The 22,107-nt window shown below is 40.0% G+C and carries 23 protein-coding genes; 21 read left to right on the top strand and 2 right to left on the bottom strand.

The window, feature by feature from the left end:
• Positions 1 to 17 precede the first annotated feature (17 nt).
• The 6 genes from clpX to whiA are packed head-to-tail and all read left to right on the top strand — an operon-like array spanning position 18 to position 5,060.
• A complete protein-coding gene (gene clpX, locus I1J71_RS03825) occupies positions 18 to 1,250 on the top strand; it encodes an ATP-dependent Clp protease ATP-binding subunit ClpX (RefSeq protein WP_195183774.1) in 1,233 nt (410 codons plus the stop codon).
• Between the two features lie 8 nt (positions 1,251 to 1,258).
• The gene (gene yihA / locus I1J71_RS03820; protein WP_195183773.1) at positions 1,259 to 1,846 is read left to right on the top strand and encodes a ribosome biogenesis GTP-binding protein YihA/YsxC; all 588 of its coding nucleotides are present in this window, start codon (positions 1,259 to 1,261) and stop codon (positions 1,844 to 1,846) included.
• Positions 1,847 to 1,855: 9 nt separating this feature from the next.
• Entirely contained in the window at positions 1,856 to 2,236 is a 381-nt protein-coding gene (locus tag I1J71_RS03815; RefSeq protein ID WP_195183772.1) for a RidA family protein, read from the top strand.
• Between the two features lie 51 nt (positions 2,237 to 2,287).
• Positions 2,288 to 3,178 carry an RNase adapter RapZ gene (gene rapZ / locus I1J71_RS03810; protein ID WP_006150216.1) on the top strand — a complete coding sequence of 297 codons (891 nt, stop codon included), beginning with the start codon at positions 2,288 to 2,290 and terminating at the stop codon, positions 3,176 to 3,178.
• Positions 3,175 to 4,152 carry a YvcK family protein gene (locus tag I1J71_RS03805; protein WP_195183771.1) on the top strand — a complete coding sequence of 326 codons (978 nt, stop codon included), beginning with the start codon at positions 3,175 to 3,177 and terminating at the stop codon, positions 4,150 to 4,152. Before rapZ ends, I1J71_RS03805 begins: the two co-directional genes overlap by 4 nt.
• Positions 4,149 to 5,060 carry a DNA-binding protein WhiA gene (whiA, locus tag I1J71_RS03800; RefSeq protein ID WP_195183770.1) on the top strand — a complete coding sequence of 304 codons (912 nt, stop codon included), beginning with the start codon at positions 4,149 to 4,151 and terminating at the stop codon, positions 5,058 to 5,060. The genes I1J71_RS03805 and whiA overlap by 4 nt, the downstream gene beginning before the upstream one ends.
• 32 nt (positions 5,061 to 5,092) lie before the next feature.
• Here the strand turns inward: whiA and I1J71_RS03795 are convergent, their stop codons facing one another.
• The gene (locus I1J71_RS03795) at positions 5,093 to 6,061 is read right to left on the bottom strand and encodes an NAD(P)/FAD-dependent oxidoreductase (protein WP_195183769.1); all 969 of its coding nucleotides are present in this window, start codon (positions 6,059 to 6,061) and stop codon (positions 5,093 to 5,095) included.
• Positions 6,062 to 6,193: 132 nt separating this feature from the next.
• Between I1J71_RS03795 and cdaA the strand changes: the two genes are divergently transcribed.
• The 12 genes from cdaA (at position 6,194) to I1J71_RS03735 (ending at position 17,652) form a co-directional block, all read left to right on the top strand.
• Positions 6,194 to 7,051 carry a diadenylate cyclase CdaA gene (cdaA, locus tag I1J71_RS03790; RefSeq protein WP_195183768.1) on the top strand — a complete coding sequence of 286 codons (858 nt, stop codon included), beginning with the start codon at positions 6,194 to 6,196 and terminating at the stop codon, positions 7,049 to 7,051.
• The gene (locus I1J71_RS03785) at positions 7,038 to 7,817 is read left to right on the top strand and encodes a YbbR-like domain-containing protein (RefSeq protein ID WP_006151670.1); all 780 of its coding nucleotides are present in this window, start codon (positions 7,038 to 7,040) and stop codon (positions 7,815 to 7,817) included. The genes cdaA and I1J71_RS03785 overlap by 14 nt, the downstream gene beginning before the upstream one ends.
• Before the next feature lie 32 nt (positions 7,818 to 7,849).
• Positions 7,850 to 9,199, top strand: coding sequence for a phosphoglucosamine mutase (gene glmM, locus I1J71_RS03780; protein ID WP_195183767.1), 1,350 nt, complete (start codon positions 7,850 to 7,852; stop codon positions 9,197 to 9,199).
• Positions 9,200 to 9,265: 66 nt separating this feature from the next.
• Positions 9,266 to 9,640: a DUF1149 family protein gene (locus tag I1J71_RS03775; protein WP_004252208.1), complete on the top strand. Its 375-nt coding sequence runs from the start codon at positions 9,266 to 9,268 to the stop codon at positions 9,638 to 9,640.
• 5 nt (positions 9,641 to 9,645) lie between these two features.
• Complete coding sequence (locus I1J71_RS03770) at positions 9,646 to 10,494, top strand: DegV family protein (RefSeq protein WP_195183766.1); 849 nt, start codon at positions 9,646 to 9,648, stop codon at positions 10,492 to 10,494.
• A gap of 263 nt (positions 10,495 to 10,757) precedes the next feature.
• A complete protein-coding gene (dapB, locus tag I1J71_RS03765) occupies positions 10,758 to 11,525 on the top strand; it encodes a 4-hydroxy-tetrahydrodipicolinate reductase (protein WP_036757150.1) in 768 nt (255 codons plus the stop codon).
• Positions 11,522 to 12,721, top strand: a complete 1,200-nt coding sequence (locus I1J71_RS03760; protein WP_033685985.1) for a CCA tRNA nucleotidyltransferase — start codon at positions 11,522 to 11,524, stop codon at positions 12,719 to 12,721. The genes dapB and I1J71_RS03760 overlap by 4 nt, the downstream gene beginning before the upstream one ends.
• A complete protein-coding gene (locus I1J71_RS03755; protein ID WP_195183765.1) occupies positions 12,718 to 14,586 on the top strand; it encodes an ABC-F family ATP-binding cassette domain-containing protein in 1,869 nt (622 codons plus the stop codon). The genes I1J71_RS03760 and I1J71_RS03755 overlap by 4 nt, the downstream gene beginning before the upstream one ends.
• Positions 14,586 to 15,179: a hypothetical protein gene (locus tag I1J71_RS03750; RefSeq protein WP_195183764.1), complete on the top strand. Its 594-nt coding sequence runs from the start codon at positions 14,586 to 14,588 to the stop codon at positions 15,177 to 15,179. Before I1J71_RS03755 ends, I1J71_RS03750 begins: the two co-directional genes overlap by 1 nt.
• A gap of 141 nt (positions 15,180 to 15,320) precedes the next feature.
• Positions 15,321 to 15,833, top strand: a complete 513-nt coding sequence (locus I1J71_RS03745; RefSeq protein WP_006148048.1) for an adenine phosphoribosyltransferase — start codon at positions 15,321 to 15,323, stop codon at positions 15,831 to 15,833.
• A 191-nt stretch (positions 15,834 to 16,024) separates the two neighbouring features.
• Positions 16,025 to 16,969, top strand: coding sequence for a homoserine O-acetyltransferase MetA (metA, locus tag I1J71_RS03740; RefSeq protein WP_195183763.1), 945 nt, complete (start codon positions 16,025 to 16,027; stop codon positions 16,967 to 16,969).
• 8 nt (positions 16,970 to 16,977) lie between these two features.
• Positions 16,978 to 17,652, top strand: coding sequence for a DnaD domain-containing protein (locus tag I1J71_RS03735; RefSeq protein ID WP_195183762.1), 675 nt, complete (start codon positions 16,978 to 16,980; stop codon positions 17,650 to 17,652).
• A gap of 45 nt (positions 17,653 to 17,697) precedes the next feature.
• Here the strand turns inward: I1J71_RS03735 and I1J71_RS03730 are convergent, their stop codons facing one another.
• Positions 17,698 to 19,149 (bottom strand): alpha-amylase, encoded by a 1,452-nt coding sequence (locus I1J71_RS03730; RefSeq protein ID WP_195183761.1) that lies wholly within the window; start codon positions 19,147 to 19,149, stop codon positions 17,698 to 17,700.
• A 260-nt stretch (positions 19,150 to 19,409) separates the two neighbouring features.
• Here I1J71_RS03730 and I1J71_RS03725 point away from each other — a divergent pair, with 260 nt between their 5' ends.
• Genes I1J71_RS03725 through I1J71_RS03715 form a run of 3 tightly spaced genes read left to right on the top strand, consistent with a single transcriptional unit; the run spans position 19,410 to position 22,091 of the window.
• Positions 19,410 to 20,573, top strand: coding sequence for a class I SAM-dependent rRNA methyltransferase (locus tag I1J71_RS03725; protein ID WP_195183760.1), 1,164 nt, complete (start codon positions 19,410 to 19,412; stop codon positions 20,571 to 20,573).
• Positions 20,570 to 21,247, top strand: coding sequence for a type I 3-dehydroquinate dehydratase (gene aroD, locus I1J71_RS03720; RefSeq protein WP_004252228.1), 678 nt, complete (start codon positions 20,570 to 20,572; stop codon positions 21,245 to 21,247). The genes I1J71_RS03725 and aroD overlap by 4 nt, the downstream gene beginning before the upstream one ends.
• Complete coding sequence (locus I1J71_RS03715; protein WP_070677132.1) at positions 21,237 to 22,091, top strand: shikimate dehydrogenase; 855 nt, start codon at positions 21,237 to 21,239, stop codon at positions 22,089 to 22,091. Before aroD ends, I1J71_RS03715 begins: the two co-directional genes overlap by 11 nt.
• The last annotated feature ends 16 nt before the right edge of the window (positions 22,092 to 22,107 follow it).

Genomic DNA, 22,107 nt, shown 5'->3' with positions numbered 1-22,107 from the left:
TAGAACGGAAGGGAATCATGTCTACAAATAGGAAAAATGATATGATGGTTTATTGCTCATTTTGTGGCAAAAGCCAAGAAGAAGTTAAAAAAATAATTGCTGGGAACAATGCCTTTATCTGTAATGAATGTGTGGAGTTGGCTCAGGAAATTATTCGTGAGGAGTTGGCTGAGGAAGTTTTGGCGGACTTGTCTGAGGTACCAAAACCAATCGAACTCCTAAACATTTTGAACCACTATGTGATCGGTCAAGATCGTGCCAAACGTGCTCTGGCAGTGGCTGTATATAACCACTACAAACGCATCAATTTCCATGACACTCGTGAAGATAGTGAAGATGTGGATTTGCAAAAGTCAAACATTCTAATGATTGGCCCAACTGGATCAGGGAAGACTTTCCTTGCTCAGACTCTTGCTAGAAGTTTGAATGTACCATTTGCTATTGCTGATGCGACAGCTCTTACTGAGGCTGGGTATGTGGGTGAGGACGTTGAAAATATCCTCCTCAAACTCTTGCAGGCAGCTGATTTTAACATTGAACGAGCAGAGCGTGGCATTATCTACGTGGACGAAATCGACAAGATTGCTAAGAAGAGCGAGAATGTTTCTATTACACGTGATGTTTCTGGTGAAGGTGTGCAACAAGCTCTCCTCAAGATTATCGAAGGTACAGTAGCAAGTGTTCCTCCACAAGGTGGACGCAAACATCCACAACAAGAAATGATTCAAGTAGATACTAAGAATATCCTCTTCATCGTGGGTGGTGCCTTCGATGGAATCGAAGAAATTGTCAAACAGCGTCTTGGTGAAAAAGTTATCGGTTTCGGACAAAATAGCAAGGCTATTGACGAAAACAGTTCTTACATGCAAGAAATCATTGCAGAAGATATTCAGAAATTCGGTATTATTCCTGAATTGATTGGACGCTTGCCTGTCTTTGCAGCCTTGGAGCAGTTGACAGTAGATGATTTGGTTCGCATTTTGAAAGAGCCAAGAAATGCCTTGGTCAAACAATACCAGACCTTGCTTTCATATGACGATGTTGAGCTTGAATTTGACGATGAAGCACTTCAGGAAATTGCGAGCAAAGCCATCGAACGTAAAACTGGTGCGCGTGGTCTTCGCTCAATTATCGAAGAAACCATGCTAGATGTTATGTTTGAAGTTCCAAGTCAAGAAAATGTGAAAACAGTTCGTATCACAAAAGAAGCAGTTGATGGAACAGCTAAGCCAATCCTAGAGACAGCCTAGAGGTGACTATGGAAATCAATACACACAATGCTGAGATTTTACTGAGTGCTGCCAACAAGTCCCACTATCCGCAGGATGAACTTCCTGAAATTGCTCTTGCAGGTCGCTCAAATGTTGGTAAATCAAGTTTTATCAATACCATGCTCAATCGTAAGAATCTAGCTCGTACCTCTGGAAAACCAGGGAAAACACAACTACTTAATTTCTTTAATATTGATGATAAGATGCGTTTTGTAGATGTGCCTGGTTACGGTTATGCCCGTGTGTCCAAAAAGGAACGCGAAAAATGGGGACGCATGATTGAGGAGTACTTAACCACTCGAGAAAATCTTCGAGCAGTGGTTAGTCTCGTTGACTTTCGTCATGATCCGTCAGCAGATGATGTACAGATGTACGAATTTCTTAAATATTATGAGATTCCGGTCATCATTGTGGCGACCAAGGCAGACAAGATTCCGCGCGGTAAATGGAACAAGCACGAATCAGCCATTAAAAAGAAATTAAACTTTGATCCAAGTGATGATTTTATCCTCTTTTCATCCGTAACAAAAGCAGGAATGGACCAGGCTTGGGATGCTATTTTAGAAAAACTGTGAGGAATACATATGGCAAAAACAATTCATACAGATAAAGCTCCAAAGGCAATCGGACCTTATGTTCAAGGAAAAATCGTTGGGAACTTTTTGTTTGCTAGCGGTCAAGTTCCTCTATCTCCTGAAACTGGAGAAATCGTAGGAGAAACGATTCAAGAACAGACCGAACAAGTCTTGAAAAACATTGGAGCGATTTTGGCAGAAGCAGGAACAGATTTTGACCATGTGGTGAAAACAACCTGTTTCTTAAGCGATATGAACGATTTTGTACCCTTCAATGAGGTTTACCAAACAGCCTTTAATAAGGAATTTCCAGCTCGTTCAGCTGTGGAAGTAGCTCGTCTTCCTCGCGATGTAAAAGTCGAAATTGAAGTCATCGCAGAGATTGGATAAGCTAGTAGAAGTTTGGTTCTTCCAAACTTCTTTTGATATAAGGAGACTATGATGACAAAGAAACAACTTCACCTGGTGATTGTGACAGGGATGAGTGGTGCAGGGAAAACGGTAGCCATTCAGTCCTTTGAAGATTTAGGATATTTTACCATTGATAATATGCCGCCTGCTCTCTTGCCAAAGTTTTTGCAGTTGGTCGAGACCAAGGATGATGACCACAAGTTAGCTTTAGTGGTTGATATGCGTAGTCGTTCTTTCTTTTCAGAGATTCAGGCTGTCTTGGATGAGTTGGAAAATCAAGATGATTTAGACTTTAAAATCCTCTTTTTGGATGCGGCTGATAAGGAATTAGTGGCACGTTATAAGGAAACAAGAAGAAGTCACCCACTAGCAGCAGATGGTCGTATCTTGGACGGGATTAAGCTGGAACGCGAACTCTTGGCGCCTTTGAAAAATATGAGTCAAAACGTGGTAGACACGACAGAGTTAACTCCACGTGAACTTCGAAAGACCATTGCAGAACAGTTTTCAGACCAAGAACAAACGCAGTCTTTCCGTATCGAGGTTATGTCTTTTGGGTTTAAATACGGAATTCCAATTGATGCCGATTTGGTATTTGATGTTCGTTTTTTGCCAAATCCTTACTATCTACCTGAACTCCGTAATCAGACGGGTGAGGATCAGGCAGTTTATGATTATGTTATGAATCATGAGGAATCTGAAGATTTCTACCGTCATTTGCTAGCCCTGATTGAACCGATTCTTCCTGGCTATAAAAAAGAAGGTAAATCTGTTTTAACCATTGCAGTGGGTTGTACAGGTGGGCAGCACCGAAGCGTTGCCTTTGCAAAGCGTTTAGCAAATGATTTGGCGAAACATTGGCCTGTAAACGAAAGCCATCGTGATAAAGACCGAAGAAAGGAAACGGTAAACCGTTCATGAGAAAACCAAAAATCACGGTGATTGGTGGTGGAACCGGGATCCCTGTTATTTTAAAGAGTTTACGGGAAAAGGATGTCGAAATTGCAGCCATTGTAACCGTTGCTGATGATGGAGGTTCTTCAGGAGAGCTTCGTAAAAACATTCAACAGTTGACTCCTCCTGGGGATCTTCGCAATGTTCTTGTGGCTATGTCAGATATGCCAAAATTCTATGAAAAGGTCTTTCAATACCGTTTTTCTGAGGATGCTGGTTCATTTGCAGGTCATCCGCTAGGAAACATTATCATTGCAGGTTTATCTGAAATGCAGGGTTCGACCTATAATGCCATGCAATTGCTGAGTAAATTCTTCCATACTACAGGGAAGATTTTCCCATCAAGTGACCATCCTTTGACACTCCATGCTGTCTTTAAAGATGGTTCAGAAGTTGCTGGGGAAAGTCACATTGCAGATCATTCAGGTATGATTGACCATGTCTATGTAACAAACACTCTAGATGATGAGAAACCGCAGGCTAGCCGTCGTGTTGTCAATACCATTCTTGAGAGTGATATGATTGTTTTGGGACCGGGATCGCTCTTTACATCCATCTTACCAAACATTGTTATTGAAGAAATTGGACAGGCTCTTCTAGAGACTAAGGCGGAGATTGCCTATGTCTGCAATATTATGACTCAACGTGGAGAAACGGAGCATTTCTCAGATAGTGATCACGTAGCAGTCTTGCATCGTCATTTAGGCCGTCCATTTATCGATACTGTCCTTGTTAATATCGAAAAGGTTCCGAGGGACTATATGGATACCAACCGTTTTGATGAGTATTTGGTGCAGGTTGAGCATGATTTTGAAGGTTTGCGTAAGCAAGTCCCACGTGTCATTTCATCCAACTTTCTACGCTTGGAAAATGGGGGAGCCTTTCACGATGGTGATTTAATCGTAGATGAGCTCATGCGTATCATACAGGTGAGAAAATGAGTTTTACAGTAGCAGTAAAAGAAGAAATTTTAAGTCAGCATCACCTGAGTCGTCATGAATTGTCAGCTATTATCAAGATGTCTGGTAGTATTGGTTTATCGAGCTCTGGTTTGACCTTGTCCGTCATTACAGAAAATGCTAAATTGGCTCGTCATCTCTATGAATCTTTCTTGCACTTTTACGGCATCAAGTCTGAGATTCGTCACCACCAGAGAAGTAATTTACGGAAAAATCGCGTCTATACTGTATTTACGGATGAGCGAGTCCAAGAACTTTTAGCAGATTTGCGTTTGGCCGATTCTTTCTTTGGCTTGGAGACTGGGATTGATCCAGAAATTTTAGGAGATGAAGAAGCAGGTCGTGCCTATCTTTGTGGTGCATTTTTAGCAAATGGGAGTATTCGGGATCCGGAGTCAGGCAAGTATCAGTTAGAAATAAGTTCTGTTTATCTAGACCATGCCCAAGGGATTGCTTCGCTCTTGCAGCAGTTCTTGCTAGATGCTAAAGTGATCGAACGAAAAAAAGGCGCGGTGACCTATCTTCAGCGAGCGGAAGATATTATGGATTTTCTGATTTTAGTGGGAGCCATGGAAGCGAGAGATACTTTTGAAGGCGTCAAGATTCTCCGAGAAACTCGGAATGATCTCAATCGTGCTAATAATGCAGAGACAGCTAATATCGCTCGTACGGTTTCTGCAAGCATGAAAACTATCAACAATATCAGTAAAATCATTGATACCATAGGTCTAGATAGCCTACCAGTAGATTTGCAGGAAGTAGCACATTTGCGTATCCAACATCCGGACTACTCTATCCAGCAATTGGCTGACAGTTTGACAAATCCACTCACAAAAAGTGGTGTCAATCATCGACTGAGAAAGATAAATAAAATTGCTGATGAACTTTAAAACCACGAATCCTAGGATTCGTGGTTTTTTTCTTATAAACTTGTTGAGTGTTTTGGTTGTACTTTTTGTTGAGGGTCGATGTAGTTAATGGCATTGTTAACAGCAGTTGGTGCTTCACCAAGACCTGTCGCAATTAGATCAATCTTACCTTCATAGTAGCAACAATCACCAATTGCGTAAATTCCTGACTGGCTTGATTCTTGCTTGCTGTTAACGATAATCTTGTGGCGGTTAAGGTCTAATCCCCAATTTTTAAGATTACCGACAGAAGATTTAAAGCCATAGTTGACAAAGAGGTGGTCCACTTCAATGGTTTCGCTCTCATCGGATTTGACTTTTGTGATTTCAAGCTTGTCAAGAGTTTTTCCATCTCCAAGAAGTTGACTTGGTACAAATGGTGTTTTGATGCTAACAGATGATTCTTGAAGGGCTTGGACACTATGTTCAAGCGCACGGAAGTTATCTCGACGGTGAACAAGTGTAGTTGGAGCAATCTTTTCAAAAGCTAAGGCCCAGTCCACAGCAGAGTCTCCTCCACCCAGGATGGTTACTTTCTTGCCAGCATATTGTTGAATGTTAGAAACGTGGTAATGGATATTTTCATAACTATCAACACCATCCAATTCAAGTGGACGCGGTTTAAAGGCACCACCACCCATAGCGATAATGACAGCTTTACTACTATGAATACCTTTAGTAGTTGTTATCTTAAAAATATCATTCTCTTTTTCAATGTCAAGAACAGTTTCATTGAGATGTGCTGGTGTATCAAAACCTTTTAGTTGTTCCAAGAGGCGATTAGTTAGTTCTTCACCAGTGAGATTTGGGAAACCTGGGACATCAAGAATTTGTTTTTCAGGATAAAGAATGGCAGGTTGGCCACCTAATTGAGGAAGAGAGTCAATGATTTGTACTTTAGCTTGACGTAAATTTGCATAAAAGGCTGCGAAAAGACCAACTGGGCCACCCCCTATGATGCTAATATCATATAATTCAGACATGGTTTCTCCTTATTTCATTTTTATCATTTTATTCTAACATATTTTCTGCCAATTTAAAATGAGGTAGGGGGGAGAAAATTTCTATTAAAAATGGTATAATGAAGAGAAGCTTTTTTGGAGAGGGGACACAGGATGAATTTTCAGCAATTATCTAATCTTCAATACTGGTCTAGTTTGTTTTCCAGTCCTTGGAGTATTGCGATAAATGTGATTGATATTCTAATCGTCGCTTATATCTTATATCAATTTACAAAATCAATTGCAGGAACCAAGATTATGATTCTGGTTCGAGGCGTTTTAGTTTTTATCTTAGCTCAGATTGCGGCTAATTTTTTGGGCTTGACGACTATTTCCTGGTTGATTAACCAATTGATTACCTATGGAGTTATCGCAGCGGTTGTTATCTTTTCTCCAGAAATTCGGACAGGTTTGGAACGATTAGGTCGAGCTACGGACTTCTTTTCAAATACTCCTATGAGTTCAGAGGAGCAGATGGTACAAGCTTTTGTAAAATCTGTTGAGTATATGAGCCCGCGAAAGATTGGAGCTTTGGTAGCTGTTCAACGTGTGAGAACCTTGCAAGAGTATATCGTTACAGGAATTCCTTTGGATGCTAAAATTTCTGCTGAGTTATTAATTAACATCTTTATCCCTAATACGCCTCTCCATGACGGTGCAGTCATTATCAGTGGGGATCGGATTGCAGTAACTTCTGCCTATTTACCACTGACTGAAAACACAGGTATTTCCAAAGAGTTCGGAACTCGTCACCGTGCAGCCATAGGTTTATCAGAAGTTTCAGATGCCCTTACTTTTGTTGTATCAGAAGAAACTGGGGGGATATCCATCACCTATAATGGTGTCTTCAAATATGATCTAAGTTTGGAAGAATTCGAGGAAGAACTACGTCGTATTCTGATACCTAAGGATGAACAAGAACTAAGCTTAAAAGAACGTCTATTAGGAGGCTGGAATAATGAAAAGAAATAGTCTTTATATCATCTCCTCACTCCTCTTTGCATGTGTCCTGTTTATCTATGCAACATCAATCAATTATCAAAACAATACCAACGCAAGACAAACTAAAACTGAAACCTATACCAATACAGTAGTCAATGTACCGATTGATATTCAATATGATAGTGAGCAATATTTTATCAGTGGTTTCAGCTCAGAAGTAACAGTGTTTCTAACGGGTTCAAATCGAGTCACCTTGGCTAGTGAGATGCAAGAGAGCACTCGTAAATTTAAAGTGACTGCTGATTTGACCCAGGCTACAGAAGGAACGATTGAAGTTCCCTTGACCATTGAAAATCTTCCAAGTGGTTTGACAGCTGTAGCAACACCACAAAAGATCACAGTCAAGGTTGGTAAGAAAGTTACTCGAGATAATGTACCTGTTGTACCTCAAATTGATTCTAGTCAAATTGATGAGAAGATTATAATCGAACGTGTGACTGTTTCTGATGAAAAAGTTTCAGTAACTAGTGATGCGGATACACTATCTAAGATTGATCGGATTGTTGCAGTTTTACCAACGAGTGAACAGATTACAGGGAACTATTCTGGATCAGTTCCTTTGCAAGCTGTTGATAAAAATGGGGCTGTCTTACCAACAGTGATTACACCTTTTGAAACTACTATGAAAGTAACGACCAAAGCTGTAAGAACAACAAGTAGCACAACCACAACAAGTAATACTTCATCTACTGAAAACTCTTCAACGACAGCAGCAGAAACGAAGTCAGAATCTTAAAATAAACATTATACTAGAAAAGGAATGATAAAATGGGTAAATATTTTGGAACGGACGGAGTCCGTGGAGAAGCAAACGTAGAATTAACGCCAGAATTGGCCTTTAAATTGGGTCGCTTTGGAGGATATGTCCTCAGTCAACATGCGACAGAAGCGCCTAAGGTTTTTGTTGGACGCGATACACGTATTTCAGGGGAAATGTTAGAAGCAGCCTTGATTGCTGGTCTTCTTTCTGTGGGAATTCACGTTTATAAACTTGGTGTACTTGCTACACCTGCAGTAGCATATTTGGTGAAAACTGAAGGAGCGAGCGCAGGTGTCATGATTTCAGCTAGCCACAACCCAGCCCTTGATAACGGGATTAAATTCTTTGGTGGAGATGGCTTTAAGCTAGACGATGAAAAAGAAGCAGAAATCGAAGCCTTGCTTGACGCCAGTGAAGATACTCTCCCACGTCCAAGTGCTGAAGGATTAGGTACTGTTGTTGATTACCCAGAAGGATTACGCAAGTATGAAGCCTATCTGGTTTCAACTGGAACAGGTCTTGAAGGAATGAAGGTAGCCTTGGATACTGCAAATGGAGCAGCTTCTACAAGTGCTCGTCAAATTTTTGCAGATTTGGGTGCTCAAATCACTGTCATTGGAGAAACTCCAGATGGTTTGAACATTAACTTGAATGTTGGTTCGACTCATCCAGAAGCCTTGCAAGAACTTGTCAAAGAAAATCAATCTGCCATTGGTTTAGCCTTTGATGGTGATAGCGACCGTTTGATTGCAGTAGATGAAAACGGTGAGATTGTCGACGGTGATAAGATTATGTATATCATCGGTAAATACCTTTCTGAAAAAGGTCAATTGGCACAAAATACAATTGTAACAACAGTTATGTCCAACCTTGGTTTCCATAAAGCCTTGGATCGTGAAGGCATTAATAAAGCTGTCACTGCTGTTGGAGACCGCTATGTAGTTGAAGAAATGAGAAAATCAGGCTACAATCTCGGTGGAGAGCAGTCAGGTCACGTTATCTTGATGGACTACAATACAACTGGTGATGGTCAGTTGTCAGCAGTTCAATTGACTAAGATCATGCAAGAAACAGGTAAGAGCTTATCTCAGTTGGCTTCAGAAGTAACAATTTACCCACAAAAATTGGTTAATATCCGTGTGGAAAACACCATGAAAGACAAAGCCATGGAAGTACCAGCTATCAAGGCTATTATCGATAAGATGGAAGAAGAGATGGCAGGTAACGGACGTATTCTCGTTCGCCCAAGTGGAACTGAGCCACTCTTGCGTGTCATGGCTGAAGCACCAACAACTGAAGAAGTAGATTACTATGTGGATACCATTGCTGAAGTTGTGAAAGCAGAAATCGGAATTTAGGAAAGTTAGCAGAAAATAAGAAAATATGTTACAATGTCAAAGTAAATTGTAACCATGGAGAATATGATGAATTTAAAACGTGAACAAGAATTTGTAAGTCAGTATCACTTTGATGCGCGTAATTTTGAATGGGAAAATGAGAACGGAATTCCTGAAACAAAGGTTGATGTGAACTTCCAACTACTTCAACATGACCAAGAAAATCAGGTGACTTCTCTCGTAGTTGTTTTGAGCTTTATGATTGTCTTTGATAAATTTGTTATCAGTGGTACTATTTCTCAAGTGAACCACGTTGAAGGTCGTATCGTAGATCAACCAAGTGACTTTAGTCAAGAAGAAGTTGAGACGCTTGCTCGTCCTTCTTTGGATATGCTAAACCGTTTGACTTATGAAGTAACGGAAATTGCACTAGACTTACCAGGAATTAATTTGGAGTTTTAAAAAAAATGAAATTAGCGGTCATAACAGACTCATCTGCTTTTCTACAAGCGGAAACCTTGCGGAAAGAAGATTTATTTGTGCTTGACATTCCTGTGAATATCGACGGACAGGAGTATGTTGAAGGTGTAAATCTAACCGCTCAAGAATTTTATGAAAAAATGGCTCGTTCATCTGAACTACCTAAAACAAGTCAACCAAGTATTGCAAAGTTGGATGAAATTTTATCATCATTAAAAGAAAAAGGCTATACTCATGTTTTGGGACTCTTCCTTTCTTCTGGAATCTCAGGATTTCACCAGAATATCCAGCATATGACGGATGAGTTCGAAAATCTAACCATTGCTTTTCCTGATACTCGCATTACAAGTGCGCCCCTAGGATTTATGGTGGAAAGTGTGTTTCAATGGTCTGATCAGGGAGATGATTTCCAGTCTATACTAGATAAGTTAACCGAACAGATTGAAAATACTTCTGCCTTTATCATGGTAGATGACCTTGATCATCTGGTTAAAGGTGGTCGTTTATCAAATGGCGCAGCTATTTTAGGGAATCTTCTTAGCATTAAACCAATTCTATATTTCAATGACCAAGGTGTTATCGAAGTTTATGAGAAGGTTCGTACAGAGAAGAAAGCAACAAAACGTCTAGTTGAAATTGTCAAAGATGTGACAAGTAACGGAAACTACCAGATTATGGTAATTCATGGGAATGCCTCTCAAAAAGCATCCGATTTACGTCAGCTATTGCTAGATAGTGGAGTAGCTACAGATGTTGAGATTGCAACCTTTGGTAGTGTTATTGGAACCCACCTGGGAGAAGGAAGCATCGCTTTGGCATACACACCAATTGTCTAGATTGTTCTTACAGGCTTTGTATCTTAAAATTGAACACGGACTATCTGCCTCTTGAAAAAAGATGCCAGTCTTGCCTTTTATGGAAAGTCGGCGCCATTCCCTATTTTTCATGGGCAGCTAACGTCCTTTGTATCTTAGCAATTGAACACGCCTGGAACCCTATGTGAAAAAGATAGTTCTTCCAAGGAGAAGAAACTCCTTGATCAGAACTCCTATTTTCACTTTGTGTTCTTACAGGCTTTGTATCTTAGATAGGAGTAAAGATGAGTATTCGAGTGATTATTGCTGGTTTTAAGGGAAGAATGGGACAAGCTGCTTGTCAGATGGTTTTGTCTGATCCTGAACTTGAACTAGTAGCTGTTTTGGATCCTTTTGAGACTGCATCTGAATGGCAAGGAATTCCAGTATTCAATGATAAAAATGACTTAGCAGGCTTTGATGCCCATGTTTGGGTAGACTTTACTACACCAGCTGTCGCCTATGAGAATACACGCTTTGCTCTTGAAAATGGCTTTGCTCCAGTAGTAGGAACGACAGGTTTCACCAGTCAAGAAATCGAAGAATTAAAGGAATTGTCTCGTTCCAAAGGCTTGGGTGGCTTGATTGCTCCTAACTTTGCCTTGGGTGCTGTCTTACTCATGCAATTTGCAGCACAGGCAGCTAAATACTTTCCAAATGTGGAGATTATTGAACTTCACCATGATAAGAAAAAAGATGCGCCGAGCGGGACAGCTATCAAAACAGCTGAGTTGATGGCACAAGTTCGTGAGTCTATTCAACAAGGTGCTAGCGATGAGGAAGAACTCATTGCGGGAGCACGTGGAGCTAACTTTGATGGTATGCGAATCCATTCAGTTCGCTTGCCAGGTTTGGTAGCTCATCAAGAGGTCATTTTTGGCAATCAAGGAGAGGGATTGACTCTGCGTCATGACTCCTATGATCGTAGCTCCTTCATGACAGGGGTGAATTTGGGAATCAAAGAAGTTGTCAAGCGTCATGAGCTTGTCTATGGATTAGAACACTTACTATGAAATTAACAAAAATGCCTTCTGAATTTCAGAAGGCTTTACCAGTATTAGAAAAAATTAAAGAAGCAGGATTTGAAGCTTATTTTGTGGGTGGCTCTGTTAGGGATGCCCTACTCAATCGTCCCATCCATGATGTGGATATCGCGACTTCATCTTATCCTGAAGAGACCAAGCAGATTTTTCCACGCACAGCTGATATCGGCATTGAGCATGGGACCGTTTTGGTTTTAGATGGAGATGAAGAGTACGAAGTAACCACTTTTCGAACAGAGGATGTCTATGTAGACTATCGGAGACCAAGTTCGGTTTCTTTTGTTCGTTCACTCGAAGAAGATCTCAAACGCCGAGATTTCACAGTCAATGCCTTTGCCTTGGATGAGACAGGGGAAATCGTCGATTTATTTGATGGTCTCAAAGATTTAGAAAATCAAGTCCTGCGAGCCGTCGGTGTAGCTAGTGAACGTTTCAATGAAGACGCGCTACGCATCATGCGTGGATTTCGTTTTCAGGCTAGTCTTGGTTTTGAACTCGAGCAAGAAACGTTTGAAGCGATGATGGCCTTAACACCACTCTTAGATAAAATCTCTGTGGAGCGCACTTTTGTCGAGTTTGATAAGCTTTTACTGGCTCCCTATTGGCGAGTAGGTTTATCATCTATGATTGAGAGTCAAGCTTATGATTATCTTCCAGATATGGCTGGTAGTCAGGATAAACTCCAGTCATTATTTGATTTAGAAGATCATTTCACTTTTGAATCTTCTGAACAAGCCTGGGCAGCACTTTTATGGGTTTTAAAAGTGGAAGATGCTCAAAAATTTTTAAAACATTGGAAGACATCACGACAATTTGCCAAACAGGTACAGGATTTGCTCGCTATTTTGGCTCTTCGAGAAGAAGGGGAACTCGGCAAGCGTGATTGTTACCGCTTTGATTTGGACTTGCTTCTACAGGCTGAAAATCTTCGTCGAGCTCAAGGTAAAGACTATAATCCACAAACAATCACAGAAACTTATGAGAGCTTGACCATTCATGATAAGAAAGAGATGCAAATCAATGGTGGTATTCTCATCAAAAAATACGGCTACCAACCAGGTCCAGAATTAGGAGATGTTTTAGAAGAAATTGAGTATGCTATTGTGGATGGAGATTTGGAAAATAACTTGGATGCCATTCATGCATACCTAAGGGAGAGAAAATGAGTGACTTTATCGTTGAAAAACTAAGTAAATCCGTGGGAGATAAGACAGTCTTTAAGGATATTTCCTTTATCATCCATGACTTGGACAGAATTGGTCTTATCGGTGTCAACGGAACCGGTAAAACAACCCTTTTAGATGTGCTTTCTGGCGTTTCAGGTTTTGATGGTGATGTTAGCCCATTTTCAGCAAAGAATGATTACAAGATTGGCTACCTGACCCAGAATCCGGATTTTGATGATAGTAAGACTGTCTTGGATACTGTTTTATCCAGTGACCTCAAAGAAATCCAGTTGATTCGGGAGTATGAACTGCTTATGCTCAACTACAGTGAAGACAAGCAGGCACGTTTGGAACGGGTTATGGCAGAGATGGATTCCCTTCAAGCTTGGGAAATTGAGAGTCAAGTCAAGACCGTTCTCAGCAAGCTGGGCATTCAAGACTTATCTACTCCTGTTGGAGAATTGTCAGGTGGTCTGCGAAGACGGGTTCAGTTGGCGCAAGTCCTTCTGGGCAACCATGATCTTTTGCTTCTTGATGAGCCTACCAACCACTTGGATATTGCGACCATTGAGTGGCTAACACTTTTCTTGAAGAATTCCAAGAAGACCGTCCTCTTCATCACCCACGATCGCTATTTCCTAGATGCTCTTTCTACGCGAATTTTTGAATTGGATAGAGGTGAATTAACAGAGTATCAGGGGAATTACCAAGATTATGTCCGTCTCAAGGCTGAACAGGATGAGCGCGACGCAGCTCTTCTTCACAAAAAGGAACAACTTTACAAACAAGAATTAGCTTGGATGAGACGGCAACCTCAAGCTCGTGCGACCAAGCAACAAGCTCGTATCAATCGATTCCATGACTTGAAAAAGGAAGTTTCAGATACTAGCCTTGAGACAGACTTGAGCATGAATTTTGAAACTAGCCGTATCGGTAAAAAAGTTATCGAGTTTAAGGATGTTTCCTTTGCCTATGACGATAAACCGATTCTGAAACATTTTAATCTTTTGGTACAAGCCAAAGACCGTATCGGAATCGTCGGGGACAATGGTGTTGGGAAGTCAACCCTTCTTAATCTTATTGCAGGAAGTCTTGAACCTACTGAAGGACAAGTTATCATCGGTGAAACGGTACGTATCGCTTATTTCTCTCAACAAATTGAAGGTTTAGATGAAAGTAAGCGGGTTATCAATTACCTGCAGGAAGTGGCAGAAGAGGTTAAGACTAGCGGTGGTACTACGACATCCATTGCAGAATTACTAGAACAATTTCTTTTCCCTCGTTCAACGCACGGTACCTTGATTGAGAAGCTGTCAGGTGGAGAGAAGAAGCGTCTCTACCTCCTCAAATTACTCCTTGAAAAACCCAATGTGCTTCTCTTAGATGAACCAACAAATGACCTAGACATTGCGACCTTAACAGTTCTAGAAAATTTCTTACAAGGTTTTGCAGGACCAGTCTTGACAGTTAGTCACGACCGCTATTTCCTTGATAAGGTAGCAACTAAGATTCTTGCTTTTGAAGACGGGACCATTCGTCCTTTCTTTGGCCATTATACAGATTATCTAGATGAAAAGGCCTTTGAAGCAGAAGCCTTAACGCAAAGTCAAAAAGTTGAGAAGGAAAAAGTCGTTAAAGTCCGTGAAGAAAAGAAACGGATGACCTACCAAGAAAAGCAGGAGTGGGCATGTATTGAAGGTGACATCGAAGCCTTGGAAAACCGCATCTCTTCTATAGAGGAAGAAATGCTAGCAAATGGTTCTGACTTTGGGAAACTAGCTACCCTTCAAAAAGAGTTAGACGAGAAAAATGAAGACTTGCTGGAAAAATATGAACGCTATGAATATTTAAGTGAGTTAGTATAATGGAAGAAACAATTATTAAATGGAGTAGTAAGAAAATCATTTTGAGCCTTATTCTTTACCTACTAGAATTGGCTCTTCTACTTTGGATTTTTTCGTTTTTGCTGAGCTATCCCGAAGAAGCACCTGCGGGATTGGTGGCCTTAATCCTCTTTATTGGTTTCTTAATCATCATCGTTGGCTTCATTTTGTATCAACATTTGCGACGGCTTTTTTCTGATAAAGAGTATTTGAAATGTACGGCTCAAGGATTTTCCTATAAACCATATCCAAAGAAAGACTGGCAGTTTTATTCCTGGGGACAGGTAGAAAAGTTTGCTCTCACGAGAATTAAGGGTAGTAGAAATGCAAGGGATTTTTATATGATTGAGGTTCGGTTTTATGACAAGGAACTTTTAAAATCCAACTCTTTCTGGAATCATCTTCGAAGTAGATTTACAAGTTCAAAACATTCGAACGTTTTGAAAATCCCAATCTATTTGCTGGATGTTGGCTTACCAAAGAGAGTATTTGAAACCATGTCTTACTTTGAGCGAGAGTGGCGCATCGAACAAAATCGCGAGCGAAATCAAAGCACTAAAAGCAAAAAGAAGTAAAGATTTCATTGAGCGAGTGAATCTCCGAATTTTATGAAGGACTGAGGGGCTTTGGAAGGATATTCCAAGGCTTCTTTCTATTTTGCTTTTCTAGGAATTATGGTATAATAGGGAGTAAAAACTTTAAAAGAAAGAAACGCTATGAACTTAAAAGATTACATTGCAAGTATTGAAAATTATCCACAAGAAGGAATTACTTTCCGTGATATTAGCCCATTGATGGCAGATGGAAATGCCTACAGTTATGCTGTTCGTGAAATTGTTCAATATGCTACTAATAAAAAGATTGATATGATCGTAGGACCAGAAGCTCGTGGATTTATCGTTGGATGTCCAGTCGCTTTTGAGTTGGGAATTGGTTTTGCGCCTGTTCGTAAACCTGGCAAGTTGCCACGTGAAGTCATTTCAGCGGACTACGAAAAAGAATATGGTGTTGATACTTTGACCATGCACGCAGATGCTATCAAACCAGGTCAACGTGTTCTTATTGTAGATGACCTCTTGGCAACAGGTGGTACTGTTAAAGCAACCATCGAAATGATTGAAAAATTGGGTGGAGTCGTAGCAGGTTGTGCCTTCTTGATCGAACTGGATGAACTCAAAGGTCGTGAAGCTATCGGAGATTACGACTATAAAGTGCTGATGCATTATTAATGAAAAACAGTCCCTAGGGCTGTTTTCTCTTCATTTGATATAAAAATAAGCTATATCTAGTTAGAGAAAAACTATAATTGAAAACTATATCTTCATACAGTATAATAAAGGGAAAGAGAAACGTCAGCATTTTTCCCCGTTGACGATACCATGTTTACTTGAGTCCAATATGATACAGTAAGGAGATTTCTATGCCGATTCGAATTGATAAAAAATTACCAGCAGTTGAGATTTTACGAACGGAAAATATTTTCGTCATGGATGACCAGAGGGCGGCTCATCAGGATATTCGACCACTGAAAATTCTGATTTTAAACTTGATGCCACTGAAAATGGTTACAGAAACTCAGCTTTTACGCCATTTAGCCAATACTCCTTTGCAGTTAGATATTGAATTTTTATATATGGAAAGTCATCAGTCGAAAACAACTCGTTCTGAGCATATGAAGACTTTTTATAAGACCTTCTCAGAAGTTCAAGACCAGTATTTTGATGGCTTGATTATTACAGGTGCTCCAGTTGAACATCTCCCTTTTGAAGAAGTGGACTATTGGGAGGAATTTACTAAGGTTATCGATTGGTCTAAGACTCATGTCTTTTCAACCCTGTATATTTGCTGGGGAGCACAAGCGGGTCTATACTATCGCTATGGCGTAGATAAATACCAGATGGACCAGAAGCTTTCTGGGATTTATTCTCAAGATGTTTTGAAAGAAGGTCATCTTCTACTGAGAGGTTTTGATGATTTATATGTATCCCCTCATTCTCGCCATACAGAAGTCCACAAAGAAGATATTCTAAACAAAACAAATCTAGAGATTTTAGCATCAGGAAAAGAGGTGGGAATATCTATCCTTGCGAGTCGAGATTTGAGAGAAGTATATAGCTTTGGGCATTTAGAGTATGATCGCGATACGCTTGCAAAGGAATATTTTAGAGATCTAGATGCTGGTTTAGATCCACATATACCAGAAAATTATTTCAAAAATGATGACATTCATGAACTCCCATGTATGCGTTGGAGTTCATCTGCAGCCCTCTTCTTTAGTAACTGGGTAAATTATGCAGTGTACCAAGAGACGCCGTTTGAGTGGAAAAGTGTGGAAGATGATGTGTCTCATTTTGGATATTTATAAGAGGAATTATGACATATTTAGATGCTTTCAAATCAGGAAACTTAGTGTTACCGAGTGACCTGCTCTTACATTACAATCAACTGTTTTCGTCAAGCGATGATTTCTTGGTTTGGCAATTCTTTTACCTACAGAATACAACGGCTTTAGGTGAATTGTCTCCAAGTCAGATTGCTGAAAAAATCGGCAAAAATGTCACTGAAGTCAATCAGGCTATTTCACGATTGACTGAGAAAGGGTTGCTTCAATACCGAACCATTGAACTGAATGGTGAAATAGAAGTAATCTTCGATGCAACTCTTGCCTTGGAGCGCTTAGACCAACTGTTTGAAAAACAAGCTCCAAACCAGGTGCAATCTGCTCCAAATGACTTAAAGAGCTTGGTAGATACTTTCCAACAGGAACTAGGTCGTCTATTGAGCCCATTTGAAATTGAAGACTTGGAAAAGAGTTTGAAAGAAGACGGAACTAGTGTGGATTTGATAAAAGAAGCCTTACGAGAAGCTGTTTTGAATGGAAAACCAAATTGGAAATATATCCAAGCTATCCTACGAAACTGGCGTCATGAAGGGATTAGGAGTGTAGCCCAGGTAGAAGCGAAACGTCAAGAGAGAGAGGCAACAAACCCTCAAAATGTTCAGGTTTCATCTGATTTTAAAAATGCCATGGATCTTTGGAAAGACTAATATTTAGTAATAAAAAAACTTGCCTATGGCAAGTTTTTTGTGTTCTTAATAAGTAAGTCCCCAAACACTTACAGAACGTTCAGCAACTGGGAAATCACCATATCCTTCAGCATTAATAGTTACTTGGTCTGAATGGTTGCCAAGTAAATCAACAAAAGTATGATCAGCCCATTCTGGACCTACAAACATGGTTTTGTAATTTTCTTGAGCGTTTGAGATAAGAATGGCAAGAGGTGATTGGTTATCAGCTCCAGAACGAACCCAACCGATACAATTAGGGTCATCAAAGTAGTTCGTCTGCTCTCCATAAGCCAAATCTTTTCGGATAGCTAAGAGACAATCAAGAACTTCTTTAAAATCTTGCTGAGCATATTGACCAGAGATACCATAGTAGTCTCCGTAAAAGACACAAGGAAGCCCTTGTTCACGTAGGAGGATGAGAGCATAGGCTGCTGGTTTGAACCATTCTTCTACAGTAGATTCTAAAGCCTGTCCTCGTTGAGTATCATGGTTTTCGACAAAGGTTACAGCCTTATCTGGTTTGATTTGAACCAGACTATCATTAAAGATGGTACGCAAATCGTAGTCTGCACCAGCTTGGCTTGCTTCAAAGAGATTCATATGGAGGCGGACATCGACAAGGTCAAAGCGCTCTTCAATTTTTTCGAGATAGTCTAGGTTGGCATCCTTGTCTGGATTCCAGAATTCTCCAAAGACATAGAAGTCTTGTCCATATTTCTCTTTGATGTCACGAATGAAATTACGCATAAAGAAGGAGTCGATATGCTTGACTGCATCTAAACGAAAACCAGCTACACCAGTCGTTTCCATGAACCAATCAGCCCAATCGTAGATATTTTGTATGACTTCTGGATGCTTAAAATCTAAGTCCGCATACATGAGGTAGTCATAGTTACCATTTTCGTTATCGACTAATTCTTCATGAGCCCAACCTTTGTTTTCTCCCTGAATGAGATAGATGCCAGACTTCCGTCTTTTGGCATCATAGTCAGTTCCAGTGAAATGGTACCAGTGCCAGTGGAAATCATTGTAGGTGTTTTGTCTGCCATCAAAGGTAAAACCAGTCCAACCATTGATGGTAAAAGGTTCTCCAAGTTCAATAGTGCGATCTTCTGGGTCGACTTCAATAACCTGGAAGGATTCTAAACGGTCTGCAGCTGCCTTGTGGTTTAAGACGACGTCAGCCATAGGTTGAATCCCATGTGATTTAAGTGTTTGAATGGCTTGAAGATAGTCTTCTTTGAAACCGTACTTGGTACGCACAGTTCCTTTTTGATCAAATTCACCGAGGTCAAAAAGGTCATAGACACCATAACCGACATCTTTTTCGTTGGTAGCTTTAAAGGCAGGTGGCATCCAGACGTGGCTAATTCCTAGATTTGCAAGGTGCTCAGCATCATCGGTAAGTCGCGTCCAGTGTTGTCCATCGTGGGGAAGGTACCACTCAAAATATTGCATTAGGGTTTGATTTTTCATAGAAAGTCCTCATACTTAACAATTTGACAATCATTTTACCACAAAGCAAGCAAATGAGCAAACGTTTGCGCTACAAAAATAGACCTCAGGATGTGAATGTCTATTTTTACGGTAATAGAATGAAATTTCTCAACACAAATGACCATTCTCATTTAGAAATCATCAAGCAGAAACGAAAAGTTTGGATAGTTCCTATGACATCAATGGAGAAATCACTTTCTACTTTGTGAATTTTCAACAAATTTGATATAATTGTATCTATGAATAAAGTATTCGTCAGTCGGCGTGTCGAAAAAAAGCTCCGCAAAGGTCAGGTTCTTTTGGAAGAAGTTGATTTTCCAGACTTATCTGAAACTGATCAGGAAGTTGAACTTTTCAGCCAAAGCAAAGAATTTTTAGGGAAGGCTTATTTATCTCGTCAAAATAAGGGAATTGGTTGGTTTGTATCTAACCAGAACATTTCTTTTAAACAAACCTTCTTTGAAAGCTTGTTTAAGCAAGCCAAACTAAAACGTTCTTCCTACTATCAAGATGAGTTGACAACTGCCTTTCGTTTGTTTAATCAAGAAGGTGATGGTTTTGGTGGAATGACGCTGGATCTCTATGGAGATTATGTTGTCTTTTCTTGGTATAACTCCTATATTTATAGTCTTCGCCAAGAGATCATAGCAGCCTTCTCTCAGGTATTCCCGGAAGTCTTAGGTGCCTATGAAAAGATTCGCTTTAAAGGTCTAGACTATGAGTCTACTCATATCTATGGTCAAGAAGCAGCTGAATATTTCACTGTTCTTGAGAATGGAGTCTTGTACCAAGTCTTTATGAATGACGGCCTTATGACAGGGATTTTCTTGGATCAGCATGAAGTTCGTGGGAGCTTAGTTGATGGTTTAGCTATGGGGAAATCCTTACTCAATATGTTTTCCTACACAGCGGCCTTCTCAGTCGCTGCAGCTATGGGGGGAGCTAGTGAAACAACCTCTGTAGACCTAGCCAAACGTTCAAGAGAACTATCAGAAGCTCATTTTCATGCCAACGGTTTGAGTTTAGACAATCATCGACTGCTTGTCATGGATGTCTTTGAATATTTTAAATATGCTAAGAGAAAAGGTTTAAGTTATGACGTGATTGTTCTGGATCCGCCTAGCTTTGCCCGAAATAAAAAACAAACATTCTCTGTAGCTAAGGATTATCATAAGTTGATTTCCCAAAGCCTAGAGATTTTAAACCCAGGTGGAATCATTATTGCTAGTACCAATGCGGCTAATGTTTCCCGTCAAAAATTCACAGAACAAATCGACAAAGGATTTGCAGGTAGAAAGTATCAGGTCCTTCATAAATATGGACTTCCAGCAGACTTTGTCTACAATGAAAAAGATGAAAGTAGTAATTACCTCAAAGTGATTACCATGAAGGTTAGTAAATGAAATTAATTGTTTCTGTCATGCCAAGAAGTATAGAAGAGGCTCAGGCCATTGATGTTATGCGGTATCATGATGCAGATATCATTGAGTGGAGAGCAGACTTCTTACCCAAGGAAGCTATCTTGCAGGTAGCGCCAGCTATTTTTGAAAAATTTGCAGGTCGTGAGCTTGTTTTTACTTTACGTACTCGTGCCGAGGGTGGTCAAATTGAGCTCTCTTCAGAAGAGTATGTTCAAATGATCAAGGAAGTGGCACAGCTTTATCAACCAGATTATATTGATTTTGAATATTTTAGCTACAAGGATGTTTTTGATCAGATGTTGGACTTTCCAAATCTCGTCTTGAGCTACCATAACTTCCAAGAGACACCTGAAAATCTAATGGAAATCTTGTCTGAGTTAACAAGTTTAAATCCTAAAGTTGTAAAAATAGCTGTTATGGCTAATACAGAACAGGATGTGTTGGATTTGATGAACTTTACACGTGGCTTTAAAACACTGAATCCTGAACAAGAATATGTAACGATTTCTATGGGAAAAGTGGGCAAGGTCTCTCGTATTACTTCAGATGTGACTGGATCTAGTTGGTCTTTTGCAAGTCTAGATGAAGCTAGTGCCCCAGGACAAATTTCACTATCTAGCATGAAAAAAATTAGGGAGCTTCTAAATGAAGATTGATGGCTACACACGTTTAGCAGCTGTAGTCGCAAATCCTATCAAACACTCCATTTCTCCCTTTATTCACAATAGCGCTTTTGAAGCAACCAATACCAATGGTGTTTATCTTGCTTGGGAAGTAGATGCGACTGAACTAGCAGAAACAGTTGCTAATATTCGTCGCTATCAGATGTATGGAATCAATCTTTCTATGCCTTACAAGGAACAAGTGATTGCTTATCTGGACCAGTTGAGCGCAGAGGCTTGTTTAATTGGTGCAGTTAATACAGTTGTGAATCGAGAAGGAACATTAATTGGATATAACACAGATGGCAAGGGATTCTTTAAGAGCTTGCCTTCTTTTAAAATATCAAAGAAAAGACTGGTTTTGTTAGGAGCAGGCGGTGCAGCCAAGGCAATTTTGGCACAGGCAATCTTGGATGGAGTGAGTCAGATTTCTGTCTTTGTTCGTTCTTCATCCATGGAAAAAACAAGACCTTATTTAGAAAAAATACAGAATGCGACTGGATTTAGAGTAGATTTATTTGCATTAGAGGATGTTCAAGATCTTCAAGACAGCATCACTAAAGCCGACCTCTTGGTTAATGCTACTAGTGTGGGCATGGATGAATCCTCTCATCCAATCCCGACCAGCATCGTTTTACCAGAGATGCTCTTGGTAGCAGATGTGATTTATCAACCCTTTGAAACACCGTTTTTAAAATGGGCAAGAAACCAGGGAAATCAATCTATCAATGGTCTTGGCATGCTACTTTACCAAGCTGCTGAAGCTTTTGAGTTATGGACAGGCAAGGAAATGCCAACAGATCAAATCTGGGAATTATTAAAACAAAAGTACCAATAAAGAAAAAGGAGACCTG

Origin of the sequence: Streptococcus infantis (assembly GCF_015546995.1) — a bacterium.
In the GTDB taxonomy this organism is placed as follows: domain Bacteria; phylum Bacillota; class Bacilli; order Lactobacillales; family Streptococcaceae; genus Streptococcus; species Streptococcus infantis_J.
The sequence above is the reverse complement of the archived record's forward strand: the minus strand, read 5'-3'. Positions and strand labels throughout refer to the sequence as shown.

Excerpts from the sequence above, each read along its gene's own strand:
- glmM (WP_195183767.1), top strand. The coding sequence starts at position 7,850 with ATGGGTAAATATTTTGGAACGGACGGAGTCCGTGGAGAAGCAAACGTA.
- I1J71_RS03715 (WP_070677132.1), top strand. The coding sequence starts at position 21,237 with ATGAAGATTGATGGCTACACACGTTTAGCAGCTGTAGTCGCAAATCCT.
- I1J71_RS03725 (WP_195183760.1), top strand. The coding sequence starts at position 19,410 with ATGAATAAAGTATTCGTCAGTCGGCGTGTCGAAAAAAAGCTCCGCAAA.
- I1J71_RS03815 (WP_195183772.1), top strand. The coding sequence starts at position 1,856 with ATGGCAAAAACAATTCATACAGATAAAGCTCCAAAGGCAATCGGACCT.
- I1J71_RS03775 (WP_004252208.1), top strand. The coding sequence starts at position 9,266 with ATGAATTTAAAACGTGAACAAGAATTTGTAAGTCAGTATCACTTTGAT.
- I1J71_RS03730 (WP_195183761.1), bottom strand. The coding sequence starts at position 19,149 with ATGAAAAATCAAACCCTAATGCAATATTTTGAGTGGTACCTTCCCCAC.
- rapZ (WP_006150216.1), top strand. The coding sequence starts at position 2,288 with ATGACAAAGAAACAACTTCACCTGGTGATTGTGACAGGGATGAGTGGT.
- I1J71_RS03750 (WP_195183764.1), top strand. The coding sequence starts at position 14,586 with ATGGAAGAAACAATTATTAAATGGAGTAGTAAGAAAATCATTTTGAGC.
- I1J71_RS03770 (WP_195183766.1), top strand. The coding sequence starts at position 9,646 with ATGAAATTAGCGGTCATAACAGACTCATCTGCTTTTCTACAAGCGGAA.
- aroD (WP_004252228.1), top strand. The coding sequence starts at position 20,570 with ATGAAATTAATTGTTTCTGTCATGCCAAGAAGTATAGAAGAGGCTCAG.
- I1J71_RS03785 (WP_006151670.1), top strand. The coding sequence starts at position 7,038 with ATGAAAAGAAATAGTCTTTATATCATCTCCTCACTCCTCTTTGCATGT.
- I1J71_RS03805 (WP_195183771.1), top strand. The coding sequence starts at position 3,175 with ATGAGAAAACCAAAAATCACGGTGATTGGTGGTGGAACCGGGATCCCT.
- I1J71_RS03760 (WP_033685985.1), top strand. The coding sequence starts at position 11,522 with ATGAAATTAACAAAAATGCCTTCTGAATTTCAGAAGGCTTTACCAGTA.
- I1J71_RS03755 (WP_195183765.1), top strand. The coding sequence starts at position 12,718 with ATGAGTGACTTTATCGTTGAAAAACTAAGTAAATCCGTGGGAGATAAG.
- yihA (WP_195183773.1), top strand. The coding sequence starts at position 1,259 with ATGGAAATCAATACACACAATGCTGAGATTTTACTGAGTGCTGCCAAC.
- metA (WP_195183763.1), top strand. The coding sequence starts at position 16,025 with ATGCCGATTCGAATTGATAAAAAATTACCAGCAGTTGAGATTTTACGA.
- clpX (WP_195183774.1), top strand. The coding sequence starts at position 18 with ATGTCTACAAATAGGAAAAATGATATGATGGTTTATTGCTCATTTTGT.
- dapB (WP_036757150.1), top strand. The coding sequence starts at position 10,758 with ATGAGTATTCGAGTGATTATTGCTGGTTTTAAGGGAAGAATGGGACAA.
- whiA (WP_195183770.1), top strand. The coding sequence starts at position 4,149 with ATGAGTTTTACAGTAGCAGTAAAAGAAGAAATTTTAAGTCAGCATCAC.
- I1J71_RS03735 (WP_195183762.1), top strand. The coding sequence starts at position 16,978 with ATGACATATTTAGATGCTTTCAAATCAGGAAACTTAGTGTTACCGAGT.
- I1J71_RS03795 (WP_195183769.1), bottom strand. The coding sequence starts at position 6,061 with ATGTCTGAATTATATGATATTAGCATCATAGGGGGTGGCCCAGTTGGT.
- I1J71_RS03745 (WP_006148048.1), top strand. The coding sequence starts at position 15,321 with ATGAACTTAAAAGATTACATTGCAAGTATTGAAAATTATCCACAAGAA.
- cdaA (WP_195183768.1), top strand. The coding sequence starts at position 6,194 with ATGAATTTTCAGCAATTATCTAATCTTCAATACTGGTCTAGTTTGTTT.